Source organism: Kitasatospora sp. NPDC059599, from assembly GCF_042735125.1.
Taxonomy (GTDB): domain Bacteria; phylum Actinomycetota; class Actinomycetes; order Streptomycetales; family Streptomycetaceae; genus Kitasatospora.
In genome coordinates this window covers 14,074-28,283 of the sequence record NZ_JBHWCL010000073.1, presented here as the reverse complement: position 1 = coordinate 28,283, position 14,210 = coordinate 14,074, and the positions used below count along the sequence as shown (strand labels likewise).

Below are 14,210 nucleotides of genomic sequence, written 5' to 3'. Positions count from 1 at the left end.
AGACTTCATGAGACTCGACTAGAGAGAATTCTCTAAGGCAGAACGTGTCTTTGCTAATCTCCTCTCATGGCGTCCTACGGCGAAGACCTGGAACGGGTCGACAAGGAGCTCCGCGAGGCCGAGCGGGAGCGAGACCTCCTCGGCGTGCGGATCGAGGGCCTCAAGGCCCAGCGCGAGGCGCTGCGCAAGCTGACCGAGGCACCGCTCGTCCAGGGGGACGAGATCCGGGACCTGACCAAGGCGGAGGCCATGGTGAAGATCCTCCAGGCGTCGACCAGGCCGCTGACGCTCGGCGAGATCGCCCGCGCCATGACCGCCGCGGGCAGGAAGACCAACAGCAACGGCGCCTCGGTGTACATCGACGCCCTGCTGAAGGCCGGACGCGTCGTACGGGTCCAGCGCGGCCAGTACCGCGCGGCCTGACGGCGGATGACGGAGGGAAGGGACATGACCGCAACCCCCCCGAACGGCTTCGAGGCGATCGACGCCCTGCTCGGCACCGGGCCCCGCCGCCCGGTGCCGCTGCCCGCACCGGCCGAACGGGCACGGCTGCGCACCGAGTACGGGCTGAGCAAGACCGAGACCGCGAAGGCCCTCGGCATCAGCGTCGGCACCTTCACCGCGTGGGAGAGCGGACAGCGCGACCCGCAGGGCGAGGGGCGGGCCGCGTACGCGAAGCTGCTGGAGGGCATCACCGCCCGGCTCACCCCGGCGGCACCGGCCGAGGCGGCGGAACCCGCGGAGGCCCCACGGGCGCCGGCCGCGGCGGCGGACCCGTTCCCGGAGTCGATGCCGTCCCCGTCCTCGTCCCTGTCCCTGTCCCCGTCCTCGGCGACAGCGCCGATGCCGGCGCCGATGCCGATGCCGATGCCGATGCCGATGCCGATGCCGATGCTGGACCAGCACCCGGACGGGTCGCTGGTGATGGCGCCGGCGGCGCCGTGCGTGCAGTGCGGGCAGCCCTCGGTCTACCGGGCGCAAGGACACCCGATGCACCTGGGCGGGTTCTGCCGTCCCGGTGCCGTCCCGGTCGCCGAGCCCGCCGCTCCGGCGCCCCCGGACCCGGCTCCGGCCCCAGCTGCAGCGCCAACCCCGGCTCCAGCCCCGGCCGAGTCCCCGGCCGCGTCAGGGGTTCCCGCAAGGCCGGTCGCTTCGGTCGCTTCAGTCGCTGCGCCCCGCCAGGCCACCCCGTCCGCTGCCCCCGCAGCCGCGCCGCGCCGCGCGGCCCCCTCGCGCCCGGGTGCCACGCCGTCGCGGGCGCGCAAGGCCTCGCCGGCGGCGTCGAAGGCTCCGGCCAGGACCGACGCCCCGTCCGACTGGGAGGCCGCCGCGGCCGCGCGGTTCCCCGCCGGCCCGCTCGCCGTGCTCGACGTCGCCCCGTCCGGGAAGGCCTTGGTCGCCTACCTCGCCGACGGCGGCGAGGCCGCCACCGCCCCGGCCGGGCGCACCCTCGCCGACGTCGTGGAGTGGGCGCTGGAGACCGGGCTCGGCTCGCCCCGCCTGCACCGCCACGGCAAGGACGGCGACGCCCTGGTGGTCCTCACCGACGCCGCGCTCGCCGAACTCGGCCTGCCCCCGCTGGGGCGCGACGAGAAGAAGGAGTACGTGCCGCGCCTCGGCCGGCTCCCGAAGACCCACAAGGCCGTCAAGCAGATCGAGAAGGCCGGCTGGCTGCTGACCCAGCGCGGCCTCGGCCCGTGGGCGCGGATCTACCGCACCCCCGAGGACGGCCGCCGCCAGTGCGTGCAGCTGTGCGTCCCCGCCTGGGGCGCCCTCACCTCCGGCGGCTGGCAGCTCCCCGACGGCCTCGACGCCCCGGACCTGGCCCGCCTCCTCGGCACCTACGCTACCCGCGTCCTCACCCCGCGCGGCTCCACCGCCGTCTCCGGACTGGAACTGGTCACCGCGCTGCGCCCGCCCACCCGCGCGGTGCGCACCGAGGGCGGCTGGACCTCCGGGCCGGTCGAGGGCTCCCGCACGAGGGCGTTCGACCCGGCGCCACCGGAGGTGCCGGACGTGCACCCGCTCGCCCAGGGCCGGGAGCCCGGCGGGGAACTGGTGACCGAGGCATGGGACTGGCACCGCCCGCTCACCGACCGCGAGGCGGCGGCGCCGTACGCGGTCGGCCTCGACGTCAACATGGCGTTCCTCGCCGCCGCCGGCCGCCTCACCCTGCCGCTGTCCGAACCCGTACACGAACGCGACCCCGCCTTCGACAAGAAGATCCCCGGCTCCTGGCTGGTCGACCTCTCCCACATCGACACCGACCCGCTGCTCCCCAGCCCCTTCACCCCGGACGGCTCCCGGCCGACCGGCCCCGCCTGGTACACCACCGTCAAGGTCGCCTACGCCCTCGAACTCGGCGGCCCGGTCCGCCCGTCGGAAGGCTGGCTGCGCCACGAACACGGCCCGTACCTCGATCCGTGGCACAAGCACCTGCGTCGGGCCTACGTCGACACGATGGCTGCCCTCGGCGTCCCGCTCGACCTGGCCGACACCGACCCGTTCGCGTTCCTCGACGCCATGGCCGCCGTCAAGGCCACCGGCGACCCGGCCGAACTCGCCGTGCTCACCGCCATCAAGGCCACCGCCAAGGGCACCATCGGCAAGCTGCGTGAGCGCCCCCGCGGCCACGGCTACAAGCCCGGCGAGCGCTGGCCCGCCCTGGAACGCCCCACCTGGGACCCGCTGATGCGCGCCCTGGTCATCGACACCGCCACCGTCAACCTCCACCGCAAGCTCCGCAGGACGGCCGCCGACACCGGGCTGCACGCCATCGCCGTCCTCTCCGACTGCGCCGTCTACGCCTCCCCCGGCCCCGACGCCCCGGACGTCCTCACCACCCCCGACGGCACCCTCACCACCGCGCTGCGCCTCGGCGTCAGCCCCGGCCTGGTGAAGTTCGAGGGCTCCCGCCCGATGGCCGAGATCGCCGAACTGATCGCCGACGGCGCCAACCCGGCCCGGCACATCAAGGCCGGCGGGGTCGTCTCCGCCGACGAGTGACCGCCGCCCCCATGACGAGAGTCCGCCCCGGCGGGGGCGAGGAAGGAACGATGCCCCGTGGGGGAGATCGACGAGGGCCTGGAGCGCGCCGAGCGCACCCGCCCCATCCCGGTGCACCTCAACACCCGGGTGCGCTTCCTGCCTGGACAAGGTCGCCAGGAACGACACCAGGCGCCTCGCCGAGGCCGCCGGCGTCTCGGTGCGCACCGCGCAGCGCTGGGCGCACGCCCTCAAGGCCGTGGCCGAGGGCGAGCTGACCGGTGACATCCCGATGACGAAGGCCAACGCGGCCAGGGTCGAGCGGGCGGTCCGGGCCGCCTGGCAGCCGCGGGTGCGGCAGCGGGTGCGCCGCGACGCCGAGCGGAACGGCTTCATGCTGCAGGTCCAGGCGACCTTCGGCTACAGCGCCGCCGGCGGCTCCACCGACGACCCGCGCGAACGCATGATCACCCAGAAGATGCCCGGCGCGGTCGCCCAGCGCCTCTACGCGGCCCGCGACGCCGGCGCCCCCCGGGCCCAGCAGGAGGCGATCCTCGCCCAAGCCCTCGGCGAGCATTACTTCAAGGACGGCGGCCGCCGCGCCACCGGCCTCGACGTCGAACTCAACGACATCGCCTGGATGGACGTCGAGCTGTAGCACCGGGCCCGGTGGCAGCGCCGTGACCGAGACGGGACCGAGCGCTTCAGTCGGCCCGGGAGCGGCTGGTTCGGCCGGCCGAGGGTGCGGCCTGCCGTGACCCGTCGAGATGTCCGCCGCCAGCACCGATCCGGCGGCTGCCATCATGCTGGGATGGCCCACGACATCGTGTTCTTCCTCGCTCCCGACGACGAGAGTGCCGCTGCGACGCGCCTGCAGGGACCCGGACGAGCCTTTGAGTCTGTGACCTGCCGTTTCATCGAGCCGGACACTGCCATCGCCGAGTGGGACATGTACTTCGAGGAGCCGTCGGCCGAGGCTCCGCCACTTGAGCGGCTTCTCGGGTGGTCATGGCCGGAATGGGTCACCACCCCCGTGAACGACGGTATTGAGGTGTTCGCGCTGCCGCAGCGGCTGACCCGGGCGTTGGCCAACGCCGGCGCCGCCGATCTGGAGGAGCTGGCAGGCCGCTGGACCACACGACTCAGGTCCGCCGACGGGGACGACATGACCGACGATGACCTGCCGGCGGTCCTGCAGGGGGTGGCCCGGCTCGCGGTGTCTGCGGTGCGCACGGGGGGCGGCCTCTACAGCTGGAGCTACTGACCGCCCGGCGCGACCAACGCTCAAGCGGCCGGCCGAGGTGCACAAGTGACGGCCAGCGACGCCGAGTCGTGACGTACTGATCGGTCGGAACCCGGTCACGAGCGTCGGAACCACGTCGGCCGACGCCGACCAGGCTCACCTCCATGTCCGGGCCGCCCCCTGACCGTTGCCCGCAGTCCTCGATCAACCAGCTCCGGCCGCGGCCCGTGAGAACGGTGAAGGTCACCGGGTTCGACGCGGGGGACGTCCCCGTGGAACTCGCGGACGCCGGAGGGGAAGCGGTCCCGGTGAGGTCAGGTCATCGGCACGATCGGACCCGCCGGGCGGTCCACGGCCCGGATGCGGAGATCACCGCTCCAGCTCTCGCAGCGGACGCCGCCCGAGGGGAAGTCCAGCTCAAGCACCATGCGGCCGGTCATCGGCTCCCACTCCTCCCAGGCGCCGAGGACGGTCTCCCCGAGGTGGCGGGCGAACGGGGTCTCCTCCTTGGTCGGCCGCACGTCGATCCGCCCCCAGTCACCCATGTCGTAGCCCTCGTACGGCTCGGACGCCTCGACGACGAGGCACCAGTCCGTTCCGCTCATGACATGGGTGGCCACCTCGTGATCGTCGATCAGCCAGAGGTCGACCGGGACGTCGTCCCTCCTGCCCTCGTACACGTGCCAGGAGGCGACGAGGCGGACCAGCCGACGGCCGATCAGCGAGGCGGGCTCGATTCCGGGCCCGTGGGTATGGCACACCGGGTTCAACTGCTTCACTCGCGGGACCGTACCGAGTCCCGCGCCGCAGCTCACCTGCTTTGTCCGGGACGGCTCTGCAGGCCCTCATGGCCCTCAGGTGGTGAGGTGCCACCACTGGTCGTCGTACTCCTCGCCGCAGGGCGCCTGCACCGCGGGCCGGGCCGGCGTGCCGCCCTGCACCACCAGGCACTTGGTGCCGCCCGGGCTGCTGCCGGTGCCGCGCAGCATGAAGTGCCCGGCCCGGTCGCCCGTTCCCCACAGCAGTTCCCAGTGCTGCCCGTCGGAGTTCGCGGTGCAGGCGAGTTGGCGGGTGGGGGCGAAGTTGTCCGGGCCGGTCGCGGTCACGCACCGGCCGCTGGACGCGTTGCGCACAGTGCGGGCAGTGCGGGCGGTGGCGTTCTGCGGGGCCAGTGTCCAGGTCCGGTCGGTGTCGCCGGTGCAGGCGTCCTGCACGGGCACGAGGCCGTCGTCGGTGCCGGGCGCCCGAAGGCACAGCCCGCTGCCGTCGTTGACCAGCCGCCCGGTGAGCACCGACGGGTCCGCACCGGCGGTGCCGGGAAGTGCTGCGCCCGGGGCCGACGCCGGGCCCGTGGCGGGACTCCCGGCCGTCGGGTTCCCGGTGGTCGGGCCGGCGGCGCCGGTGCCCGGGCTGCTGCCCACCCGGACGGCGATCACGGTGGCCACGCACACCAGGGCGACCGCGCAGGCGGAGATGATGCCCGCGCGGTGCTCGTGGAAGTTGATCTGGAGGTTCCCGCTGCCGCGCTGCACCCCGGCGGGGCCGCGGAAGTGGTCCCCACGGCGGCGGCCGTCGCGCGGACCGTCACCGCGCGGACCGTCACCCCCGGCGGGGCCGCGGAAGTGGTCCCCACGGCGGCGGCCGTCGCGGGGATCGTCACCGCGCGGACCGTCACCCCCGGCGGGCCCGCTCCCGGTCACGGGCGGGAGCCGAACCGGTTCACCTGGACGTTGCCGTCGCCGTTCTGGACCGCCGTCGGGCCGAGGAACAGGTTCCGCGACACGCCCCCGCCGCCGGAGCGCGACGCCTCCGCGGCCTCGTCGAGCAGCACGCGGAGCTCCGCCGCGACCGCGGCCCGCTCGTCCGGATCCAACTCCTCCAGGAGGTCCTCGACACGGGCCCGCCAGGCCGCGCCGTGCCTGGCGCGCTCCGCCCCGGCGCGTTCCTCGCCCCCGTCGCCCTCCGGCCCGGCCGCCGACAGTTCGGCCGCGGTCCGGTCCAGCCGTTCCAGCTGGGTGCTCTCCCGCTGTCGGTCGGCGCGGCTCAACAGCCGGGCCAGCCGGTTCCTGAACGCCAGCCAGGCATCCGTCCCGGCGGCCTGCACGACACCCGAACCCACTGCCGCGGCCAGCGCGGCCATCGCCCCGTCCAGCACAACGATCCCCCCTCGTCGTCCCACGCCGTGCCACCACGGTAGCCCTGCCCGTCCCGTCGCGACACCCGTCCGCCGGGGTGCACCCGGGATTCCGGGTCGGCTGCGCCCATGCCCGGGCCGTTCCGGGATTCGCAGGACCATTTGCGGTCAAGTCGCCTTCGGCACAGTGCTGTTGCCGTTCGCGGACGCTTCCTGACCGTCATGGCGGGAACCATGCGAGGGAGACGCGGCGCGGGGCGACGCGGGTGAGACACGGGGAGACACGGTGAGACGGACCACGGGGACGACGGGGACGACACGAAGAACGCGGACGACGGCACGTGCGGTGGCAGCGGTGGCGGTGCTGGCCCTGGGGGCCGCGGCCTGCGCGGGGCAGGGCGGTGGTGACGTAGTCGACTGGGGCCACTGGGCGCGGCCCGCGCCCACCGTCACCGTGCGGCCGGCAGCGGCCGGGGGCGGGGTGGTGTTGTCGGCGTCGGCGCCGACGTCGGCGCGGTGGATCGTGGACGCGCTGACCGGGGATCACATGATCCCGGAGGGCTGCCCGGCTCCCGCCCTGACGAACATGATCGTGCTCGACGACGCGGTCGGGCACACCAGCGCCGCCCTGGTGTGGCTGGGGGGCGACGACGTGACGTGTCTGGCCGTGATCGGGAACGTCGACGGCGGCGGCTGGGCCGTCTTCGGTGTCTCGCTGGACGACATGGCGGGATGGCAGTTCCCGATGTGGCTCGCGGGGCGGGCGATCTTCACCGTCTTCCCCGGCGACGCGGGGAAGGTCGTGATCAAGGGCGACGACGACCACGTCTTCGGGGCGCCGCACCAGCGGGCGGTGGACTTCGGCGACGGCCGGGAGCTCACGATCGTCGAGTACTCCTACGTCTCCCCGGCGTCCGACGCGCCGGCCCCGCCCGCGAAGCCCCCGTCCGCCCGGGCGCAGGTGTGCCCGCAGGACGTCAGCCTGTGCCGACCGACACGCTGGATCCCTCCACGGACCGGACCGACGCAGGCCCCGTCAGCTCCTGCTTGACAGTGCAGGGCGCCCGGGCCGTGTCAGCAGCACTGGCCGGCGGCCCGGGCCCGGCTGAAGTCGCCTGCCGCGAACGCGCCGGCGGGGATGGTGAAGTACATCGTTCCGGCGTCGCCCCATCCCCAGCCGAGGTCGGTGTCCTCGGCGAGTTGGAGCAGGTGGACGGCGGGCCCGTCGTCGTCGCGGGTGGTCACCGCCATCGTGTACGAGGTGTCCGGCCAGCCGAAGGCGCAGTGGTGGCCGGCGGTGTTCCCGTCGACGTCGTCCATGGCGTCGAGGACGAGCGCGGCCGCGCCCCAGTGGCGCTCCCGGTCGTAGGCGAGGTCGTCGTCCTGGACGTCCCAGCCGTCCGGGAGCATCGTCACCTCGACCGCGTGGACGGGCCGCGGCGGGTAGCGGTGGGCGGGCTCGGGGGCGGTCGTCGGGAGCGCCCGGGCGGGATCGGCGGGGATGACCCGCCATGCGTCGGGGCTGTAGGAGTCCAGTTCGCTGTACTGCTCGTACGGCACGTCGGGGTCGAGGTAGAAGAAGTTCAGCAGGCCGGGCCGGACGGGCAGTTGCTCTCCGAGCCAGGTCACCAGCGCATCGGTGTCGAGCACGGCGTGCAGGGACAGCGGGACACCGTCCAGCGTCGGCCAGGGAGTGCCCGGTTCGAGCAGCGCGGCCCCGCCGAGCCGTGACCGGCCCGCGGCGGGTGCCTCCTCCGAGGCCGCGACCAGCCGGAAGCCGCGTCGGGCCATCGCCGCGAACTGCCGCCCGGCCTCCGGGCCGAGCCGCTCCATGCACAGCCGGCGCATGGCGGCCGGATCGTCGAACTCCATGGCCCGATCCTCTCAACCCCCGCGCGCGCCACCGCGTGCACCCCCTCCTCGCGGGGGTGTGCTGAGGCGCGGTCAGGGGCGGGGAGGGCGATCCGGTGTGCCGGGCGTCGTCCGGGGGCGTTCCGTGGACGGGGTCCGCGCGGCCGGGCGGGCGGTCCGTTCGACGTGCGTGCGGTGGTGGCGGCGATCCGCCCGCCCCGCGCCGACAGGGCACGGCACGATCCGCACCGGTCGTCTGCTCGGTCCCGGCAACACCTCGACCGGACCCGGGACGTGACCGGACCCGGGGAGCAGGACGTGGCCGGACCTGCGAACAGGACCTCACCGGCCGGCAGGGCGGGGAGCCCCGCGCCCGCCCCCGCGCCCGCCCCCGCGCCGGCCCGGTGCCGGCCCGGTGCCTACGCGGGCTCCGTGCGCAGTAGTGCGTCCGCCAGTTCCCGGGGGCGGCTGAGGGCGGCGAGGTGACCGCCGGGGATCTCCTCGACCTCCAGACCCAGCCGTTCACGGACGATCCTGCGCTGGAACTCCAGCGGGAAGAAGCGGTCGTCCCGCCCCTGGAGGAACCGGGTCGGCACCTCGGGCCAGTGCGTGAGCGGCCACGGCTGCGCGAACAGCGCGGAGGGCGGCGGCGCGCCGCCGACGGAGAGCGCCTCCTCCGTCACCTCGGCCGGGACGTCGTGGAAGAAGTCGGTCCGCAGGTCGAACTCGGGGTCGGGGCCGCGCCCGGTGGCGGCCGCGTGGTCGGACCGGGCCGCGGCCTGCCCGGTGTTCTCCCACCACTGTCCGGCGGTCTCTCCGGGCGCCGGGACCATGGCGTTGAGCAGCACCAGCTCGGCGACGGGCACCGGCAGCCGCCCGCACACCAGCGGCGCCGAGAAGCCCGCGAGTGACTGCGCCACCAGCACCAGCGGCTCGGCGGGGCCGCCGCTCCGCTCCACCGCCGAGACGACGGCTTGCGCGATCTCCTCCAGCCCCGCGGAATCGTCGCCCGGCAGGTCCATCGTGACCACGTCGTGCCCCCGGGAGCGGAGTTCGGGCACCAGCCGGTGCCAGAACCAGGCCCGGCCGTCGGCGCCGGGAACGAGCGTGAAGGTCGCCATCGTCGTCCTCCTCCTGCGGGTCGCCGCCCACCTGTCGCTACCTCGCCCCGACGCTATCGGGCGGCACCGACATTCCGTCGTCGGTCGTCCCGGCGCGCCGTGGCCCGGCCCGGCACGTCGGGGTGCCGGTGCGGGCCGGGGTTGCGATGGAGTGACGATCAGTCAGGGCCGTTCCGTCCGGGCCGGATCAGCCACATCCTGGACGTATGCGGGGGAATCGGTGGATGCCGTGGATGCGGCGGGTGGCGCAGGCCGCGGACAGTGACCTCGTCCAGGCGTGCTCGTACGGCGCACTCACCCTGGCGCTGGACCTGTGGCTGCTGTCCCACTTCAGGGGCGACCTGCGCGGCGTCGCGGCCGCGCTCGGGGTCCTGGTCGCGGTCGGCGGGCTGGTCGGTCTCGGTCTCGGCCTCGCGATCGGGCGCTGGAACGCGCACCACCGGCGGGCCGCGGCGTCCGTGCCCCGCCCCGGAGTTCGCCTGGTGCGGTGCGTGCTGACGGGAGCCCTCTACATCCACCTCGTCCTGCCGGTCGCCGTCCTGGTCGACATCGTCCTGCACCCGGACCACCTCGTCGGCTACCTCGGTGGGACCCTCGACAGGGTCTGAAGGACCGGCCGGCGCCCGTCGGGGCGTTCCGGCCGGCGGGTGCGAGGCCGGGCCGTCCGCGTGGGGTGGCGACCGCCCCGCCGTCGCGCTGCACGGTCCGGGGGTGTTGTCAGGCTTCGGCCTGTTCGGGTTCCTCTGCTTCTGCGGGGATGGTCCGGCGCAGCAGGGTGGTGGTGTCGCACGGTTCCAGGGTGACCGCGTGGACCTGGTTCCAGGTTCGTTCGCCGTGGTGGCACATGGAGTGGTCGCCCGGGTCCCGGCCGGGGTGCAGGGTCCGGCATCCGTCGATCTCCATGTGCCCGGCGAGCAGGGGGTGGGTGCGGCCGGCCCGGAGTCGCAGACCGTCGTGCCCCACTCGCGAACCACGGTGCTCCGTCAGGCCCGTCAGGCCAGTCACTCCCGTCACGGCGCGGAGCCTGCGGCCGAGCGGCGGTCGAGCACGGCCTCGACGATCCGCATCAGCCGCTCGCCCGCGTGGTCGATGCTGCCGTTCTGGGCGCTCACCTGGGCTCCTTCGAGGAGGAAGGTGATCTCGGCGGCGGCCTCGTCCGGGTCGGTCAGTCGGGCGCGGGCGCACTGGTCGGTGAGCCGGCGTGCCTGGCCGGCCTTGTGGGCTTCGATCAGCTGACGCGCCGGGTGGTCGCGGTCGGGCAGTTCGGCGATGGAGTTGATGAACGGGCAGCCGCGGTGGGAGATCGCGGGGAGGCCGCCGGCGATGAAGCGGGCCATTCCCAGGATCTGGGCCCGGGGGTCGTCGGGGTGCGCGGTCTCCAGCCGGTCGAAGGCGGCGGTGTAGTCGGCCGCGACGATCCGGAGCCATTCCTCGACCAGCGCGTCCTTGGTCGCGAAATGGCGGTACAGCGCCATTTTGGTGGTCTCGGCCCGGTCGGCGATCGCCTGGACGCCGACCGCCTTGATCCCCTCGCGTGAGAAGAGTTCCTCCGCCGCGTCGAGGATCCGTTCCCGGGGCGGCAGTTTGGCCACCCGGCTCTGCCGGCCGGCTCTCTCGGTGCTCACCATCCCGCTCTCCATCGGTCCGTCGGGTGTGTCCGGTGGGGCGGCGCACCGCCCGCTCGCAATGCTACGGTACCGCCCAGTCCCGAACGATACCGATCGGTCTCATGCGAGACCGTTCGGTATCGACGGCCCGTGCCGGTCGTCCCGGCCTCCCGGCCTCCCGGCCTCCCGGCCTCCCGGCCTCCCGGCCTCCCGGCCTCCCGACCTCCCGACCTCCCGAACGGACGAAGATGAAGCTCTCCGAGTACGTGACCCACGACGGCGTCGGCCTGGCCGAACTGGTCGCCCGCGGCGAAGTGACGCCCGCGGAACTCGCCTCCACCGCCCGGCTGGCGTCCGAGGCCGTGAACCCGCAGATCAACGCCGTCGTCGAGACCTGGCCCGCACAGGACGCGCCGGCCCCGGGCAGCACACCACTGGCCGGCGTGCCGTTCCTGATCAAGGACCTCGCCGTCGCGATGGCCGGACAGCGGACCGAGCTGGGCAGCCGGCTCGCCGCCGGAAACGTCGCCACGTCCGACTCCTCGCTCATGGCGCGTTTCCGCTGCGCCGGGCTGGTGACGCTCGGACGCACGGCGACCCCCGAGTTCGCCTACAGCACCACCACGGAAGGCGTCCTGTACGGCGCCACCCGCAACCCCTGGGACCCGACCCGGAGCCCCGGCGGCTCCAGCGGCGGCTCCGGAGCCGCCGTCGCCGCCGGCATCGTCCCGCTCGCCCACGCCACCGACGCGGCCGGTTCCATCCGCGTCCCGGCCGCCGCCAACGGCCTGTTCGGGCTGAAGCCGACCCGCGGCCGGATCTCCATGGGCCCCGACGCGGACGAGGTCTTCAACGGGCTCGCCGTCCACGGCGCCCTCAGCCGTTCGGTCCGCGACAGTGCCGCGCTGCTGGACCTCGTCCACGGCCCCGAGGCCGGCGACCCCTACGCCGCCGGGCGGCCGGAACGGCCCTACGCGCAGGAGGTCACCCGCTCCCCGGGCAGCCTCAGGATCGGGCTCCTCACCCGGCCCTGGGGCGGCCGGACCGTGGACGGCACGATCATCGACGCCACCCTCCGCTCCGCGCGGCTCGCCGAGTCCCTCGGGCACCGGGTCGAGGAGGTCCGGGTCGACCTCGGCGTCAGCTGGGAGGACTTCGTCCTGGCCAACGCGCGCCTGTGGACCACCAACCTGGTGACGTGGATCGACGGCTTCGCCGCGGCTTTCGGACGGCCCGTCGACTCCACCACCCTCGAACCCGAGGCACTGGCCGCCTACGCCTACGGACGGCGCGTCAGCGGGGCCGAGTTCGTCCACGCGCTCGCGACGCGCAACGGCGTCGCCCGAGCGCTCGGCCGGTACTTCACCGACCACGACCTGCTGCTCACCCCGACCCTGCCCGAACTGCCCGTGCCCCTGGGCACGTACGCCGACGGTGCCGAGGAGGCCGACGGCCTCGGCTGGCTCCGCCAGGTCTTCCACCGCTCGCCCTTCACCGCCCCGTTCAACGTCGCGGGCACCCCCGCCATGTCCGTTCCGCTGGAGACCGACCCCGCCACCGGACTGCCGGTCGGCATCCAGTTCGCCGCCGGGTACGGGCGGGAGGACGTCCTCTTCCGCCTCGCCGGGCAGCTGGAACAGGCCGCCCCCTGGGCGCAGCGGACCCCCAGCGTGTGGGCCGGCCGGCACGACCGCGGCTGACCGCGCTCGCGCTGCCCCGCCGCCGGAGGGCCCGGCGCCGTCGGGGGGCCCGGCGCCGTTGGGGGGCCCGGCGCCGTTGGGGGGCCCGGCACCGTCGGGGGGTCCGGCACCGCCAGGGGCGGTCGGCGCCGGAGCGGTTGCGCGTGCCGTGATCCAGCCGGGCCGCCGGCCGGTCGGACCGACGGGCGTCCGGGTCCGGACGCCGTGCCGTCACAACCGGGCATGGGAGCCGATGTCGGCGCGGAACGCCTCGACCATGGCGGCCGTCACCGTCGGGCGGCTGGCGCCGATCGCGGCGAGGTGGTCCGCGGTGGTCGCCCCGGGCACGGCGTCGTCGCGCTCGAACGCGGTCTGCGCCGCCAGCCGCGCGGCGTGCTCGATGTCGGCGGGGGAGAAGCGCTCGCTCGCGGCGACCAGCGCCGGGACGTCCACGTCGAGGCGGTCGGTGGCGAGCGCGTGGCGCGACCAGATCGCGGCGCGGGCGTCCGGGTCGGGGGTGCCGATCGGGATGACGTAGTCGAACCGGCCGGTGCGCAGGAACGCCGGGTCGAGTGAGCGGACGGAGTTGGTCGCGCAGACCAGCAGCCGGCCGTCCCGCTCGCGGAAGCCGGGGATCAGCTTGAGCAGCTCGTTGGTCACCCCGTGCATCGCCCCCGTCGGGCCCGCTTCGCCGCGGACGGGGGCGATCTCCTCCACCTCGTCGATGAAGACCAGGACCCGCTCCAGCTCGCCGATCCGCGCGAACGCGCTGCGCAGCGCGGCGGCGAGGTTGCCCTCGTCGGCGAGGCGGGACGGCAACAGTTCGACGAACGGCCAGCCCAGGCGGGAGGCGATGGCCCGGGCGAAGGTGGTCTTGCCGGTGCCGGGCGGCCCGAACAGGGTGATCGCGCGCGGTGGCCGTACGCCGTGCCGGGCCGCGCGCTCGGGTTCCGCGAGCGGCAGCACGATCCGCCGTTCGATCAGTTCCTTCTCGGCGGTCATCCCGGCGACCTGGTCCCACAGGTCTCCGCTCAGGACGCGCCCGCCGAGTTCGTCGAGGGTGCCGGCCAGGGGGCCGGCGGCGGGCTCGGTCTTCTCGAAGTACGCGGCGGCGGGCCGTCGTTGGTAGCCGGCGTTGCGCAGCCCCTCGCCGAGCAGTTCCTCCTCCGGCAGCACGTAGGCGATCCGCCGCACGCGGGCCTCGACCAGCCGCCGCTCCAGTTCGCGCAGCAGTGCGCTGGCCAGCCCGCGCCCGCGCCAGGCCGGCGCGATCGCGACCCGCATCACCCACGCCCGCTCGCCCGCCCCCGCGACCTGGGCGAGCGCCGCCCCGATCGGTGTGCCGTCGTGCACGGCGACGACGGCGGGCTGGCGCGCGGTCAGCGCGGCGATGCACTCGGCGAGCGAGAACACGGACTCCTGTCCGAGGCCTGCGGTGCTGTCGATCAGGTGGACGACGGCGGCCAGGTCGTCCTCGCGGTAGTCATGGATCAGCCAGTTCACGTGTGTCGCTCCCGGAGGTCGCCGGTCGTGGGGTTCCGGTGAATCTAGGGGCGCGGGGCCGGACCGGTCGCGCGCCGTCCAGGACAA

The 14,210-nt window shown here is 74.6% G+C and carries 15 protein-coding genes; 7 read left to right on the top strand and 8 right to left on the bottom strand.

The genetic code is table 11. The features are described from left to right. Positions 1–66 precede the first annotated feature (66 nt). The 4 genes from ACFV04_RS24385 to ACFV04_RS24370 all read left to right on the top strand — a co-directional run bounded on the left by ACFV04_RS24385 (position 67) and on the right by ACFV04_RS24370 (position 4,249). The gene (locus ACFV04_RS24385) at positions 67–423 is read left to right on the top strand and encodes a hypothetical protein (RefSeq protein WP_380345777.1); all 357 of its coding nucleotides are present in this window, start codon (positions 67–69) and stop codon (positions 421–423) included. 24 nt (positions 424–447) lie between these two features. Then, a complete protein-coding gene (gene tap / locus ACFV04_RS24380; RefSeq protein WP_380532172.1) occupies positions 448–3,006 on the top strand; it encodes a telomere-associated protein Tap in 2,559 nt (852 codons plus the stop codon). A 142-nt stretch (positions 3,007–3,148) separates the two neighbouring features. Further along, positions 3,149–3,643 carry a telomere-protecting terminal protein Tpg gene (gene tpg / locus ACFV04_RS24375; protein WP_380532212.1) on the top strand — a complete coding sequence of 165 codons (495 nt, stop codon included), beginning with the start codon at positions 3,149–3,151 and terminating at the stop codon, positions 3,641–3,643. A gap of 153 nt (positions 3,644–3,796) precedes the next feature. Next, positions 3,797–4,249: a hypothetical protein gene (locus tag ACFV04_RS24370; protein ID WP_380532169.1), complete on the top strand. Its 453-nt coding sequence runs from the start codon at positions 3,797–3,799 to the stop codon at positions 4,247–4,249. Positions 4,250–4,542: 293 nt separating this feature from the next. On the opposite strand, the gene ACFV04_RS24365 is transcribed toward ACFV04_RS24370, so the two are convergent. From ACFV04_RS24365 to ACFV04_RS24355, 3 genes are all read right to left on the bottom strand, one after another. After that, on the bottom strand, positions 4,543–5,007 hold the full coding sequence (locus ACFV04_RS24365; protein WP_380345770.1) for a hypothetical protein: 465 nt from the start codon (positions 5,005–5,007) through the stop codon (positions 4,543–4,545). Positions 5,008–5,082: 75 nt separating this feature from the next. Continuing rightward, positions 5,083–5,928, bottom strand: coding sequence for an RICIN domain-containing protein (locus ACFV04_RS24360; RefSeq protein WP_380532166.1), 846 nt, complete (start codon positions 5,926–5,928; stop codon positions 5,083–5,085). Then, positions 5,925–6,407, bottom strand: a complete 483-nt coding sequence (locus tag ACFV04_RS24355; protein WP_380532163.1) for a hypothetical protein — start codon at positions 6,405–6,407, stop codon at positions 5,925–5,927. The genes ACFV04_RS24360 and ACFV04_RS24355 overlap by 4 nt, the downstream gene beginning before the upstream one ends. Before the next feature lie 301 nt (positions 6,408–6,708). Between ACFV04_RS24355 and ACFV04_RS24350 the strand changes: the two genes are divergently transcribed. Continuing rightward, entirely contained in the window at positions 6,709–7,413 is a 705-nt protein-coding gene (locus tag ACFV04_RS24350) for a hypothetical protein (protein WP_380532160.1), read from the top strand. Between the two features lie 23 nt (positions 7,414–7,436). On the opposite strand, the gene ACFV04_RS24345 is transcribed toward ACFV04_RS24350, so the two are convergent. Together ACFV04_RS24345 and ACFV04_RS24340 are read right to left on the bottom strand one after the other, a co-directional pair. Continuing rightward, on the bottom strand, positions 7,437–8,234 hold the full coding sequence (locus ACFV04_RS24345; protein WP_380532157.1) for a DUF1963 domain-containing protein: 798 nt from the start codon (positions 8,232–8,234) through the stop codon (positions 7,437–7,439). A 398-nt stretch (positions 8,235–8,632) separates the two neighbouring features. Beyond that, entirely contained in the window at positions 8,633–9,334 is a 702-nt protein-coding gene (locus ACFV04_RS24340; RefSeq protein ID WP_380345760.1) for an alpha/beta fold hydrolase, read from the bottom strand. 224 nt (positions 9,335–9,558) lie between these two features. On the opposite strand from ACFV04_RS24340, the gene ACFV04_RS24335 reads away from it, so the two are divergent. After that, the gene (locus tag ACFV04_RS24335; RefSeq protein WP_380532154.1) at positions 9,559–9,942 is read left to right on the top strand and encodes a hypothetical protein; all 384 of its coding nucleotides are present in this window, start codon (positions 9,559–9,561) and stop codon (positions 9,940–9,942) included. A gap of 109 nt (positions 9,943–10,051) precedes the next feature. Here the strand turns inward: ACFV04_RS24335 and ACFV04_RS24330 are convergent, their stop codons facing one another. Together ACFV04_RS24330 and ACFV04_RS24325 are read right to left on the bottom strand one after the other, a co-directional pair. Next, on the bottom strand, positions 10,052–10,348 hold the full coding sequence (locus tag ACFV04_RS24330; protein ID WP_380345756.1) for a hypothetical protein: 297 nt from the start codon (positions 10,346–10,348) through the stop codon (positions 10,052–10,054). Then, entirely contained in the window at positions 10,345–10,962 is a 618-nt protein-coding gene (locus ACFV04_RS24325) for a TetR/AcrR family transcriptional regulator (RefSeq protein ID WP_380532151.1), read from the bottom strand. The genes ACFV04_RS24330 and ACFV04_RS24325 overlap by 4 nt, the downstream gene beginning before the upstream one ends. A gap of 227 nt (positions 10,963–11,189) precedes the next feature. Between ACFV04_RS24325 and ACFV04_RS24320 the strand changes: the two genes are divergently transcribed. Next, positions 11,190–12,641 carry an amidase gene (locus ACFV04_RS24320; protein ID WP_380532148.1) on the top strand — a complete coding sequence of 484 codons (1,452 nt, stop codon included), beginning with the start codon at positions 11,190–11,192 and terminating at the stop codon, positions 12,639–12,641. Between the two features lie 210 nt (positions 12,642–12,851). On the opposite strand, the gene ACFV04_RS24315 is transcribed toward ACFV04_RS24320, so the two are convergent. After that, positions 12,852–14,123 (bottom strand): ATP-binding protein, encoded by a 1,272-nt coding sequence (locus ACFV04_RS24315; RefSeq protein WP_380345750.1) that lies wholly within the window; start codon positions 14,121–14,123, stop codon positions 12,852–12,854. Positions 14,124–14,210: the final 87 nt, after the last annotated feature.

Excerpts from the sequence above, each read along its gene's own strand:
- ACFV04_RS24385 (WP_380345777.1), top strand. The coding sequence starts at position 67 with ATGGCGTCCTACGGCGAAGACCTGGAACGGGTCGACAAGGAGCTCCGC.
- tap (WP_380532172.1), top strand. The coding sequence starts at position 448 with ATGACCGCAACCCCCCCGAACGGCTTCGAGGCGATCGACGCCCTGCTC.
- ACFV04_RS24370 (WP_380532169.1), top strand. The coding sequence starts at position 3,797 with ATGGCCCACGACATCGTGTTCTTCCTCGCTCCCGACGACGAGAGTGCC.
- ACFV04_RS24345 (WP_380532157.1), bottom strand. The coding sequence starts at position 8,234 with ATGGAGTTCGACGATCCGGCCGCCATGCGCCGGCTGTGCATGGAGCGG.
- ACFV04_RS24340 (WP_380345760.1), bottom strand. The coding sequence starts at position 9,334 with ATGGCGACCTTCACGCTCGTTCCCGGCGCCGACGGCCGGGCCTGGTTC.
- ACFV04_RS24335 (WP_380532154.1), top strand. The coding sequence starts at position 9,559 with ATGCCGTGGATGCGGCGGGTGGCGCAGGCCGCGGACAGTGACCTCGTC.
- ACFV04_RS24325 (WP_380532151.1), bottom strand. The coding sequence starts at position 10,962 with ATGGTGAGCACCGAGAGAGCCGGCCGGCAGAGCCGGGTGGCCAAACTG.
- ACFV04_RS24320 (WP_380532148.1), top strand. The coding sequence starts at position 11,190 with ATGAAGCTCTCCGAGTACGTGACCCACGACGGCGTCGGCCTGGCCGAA.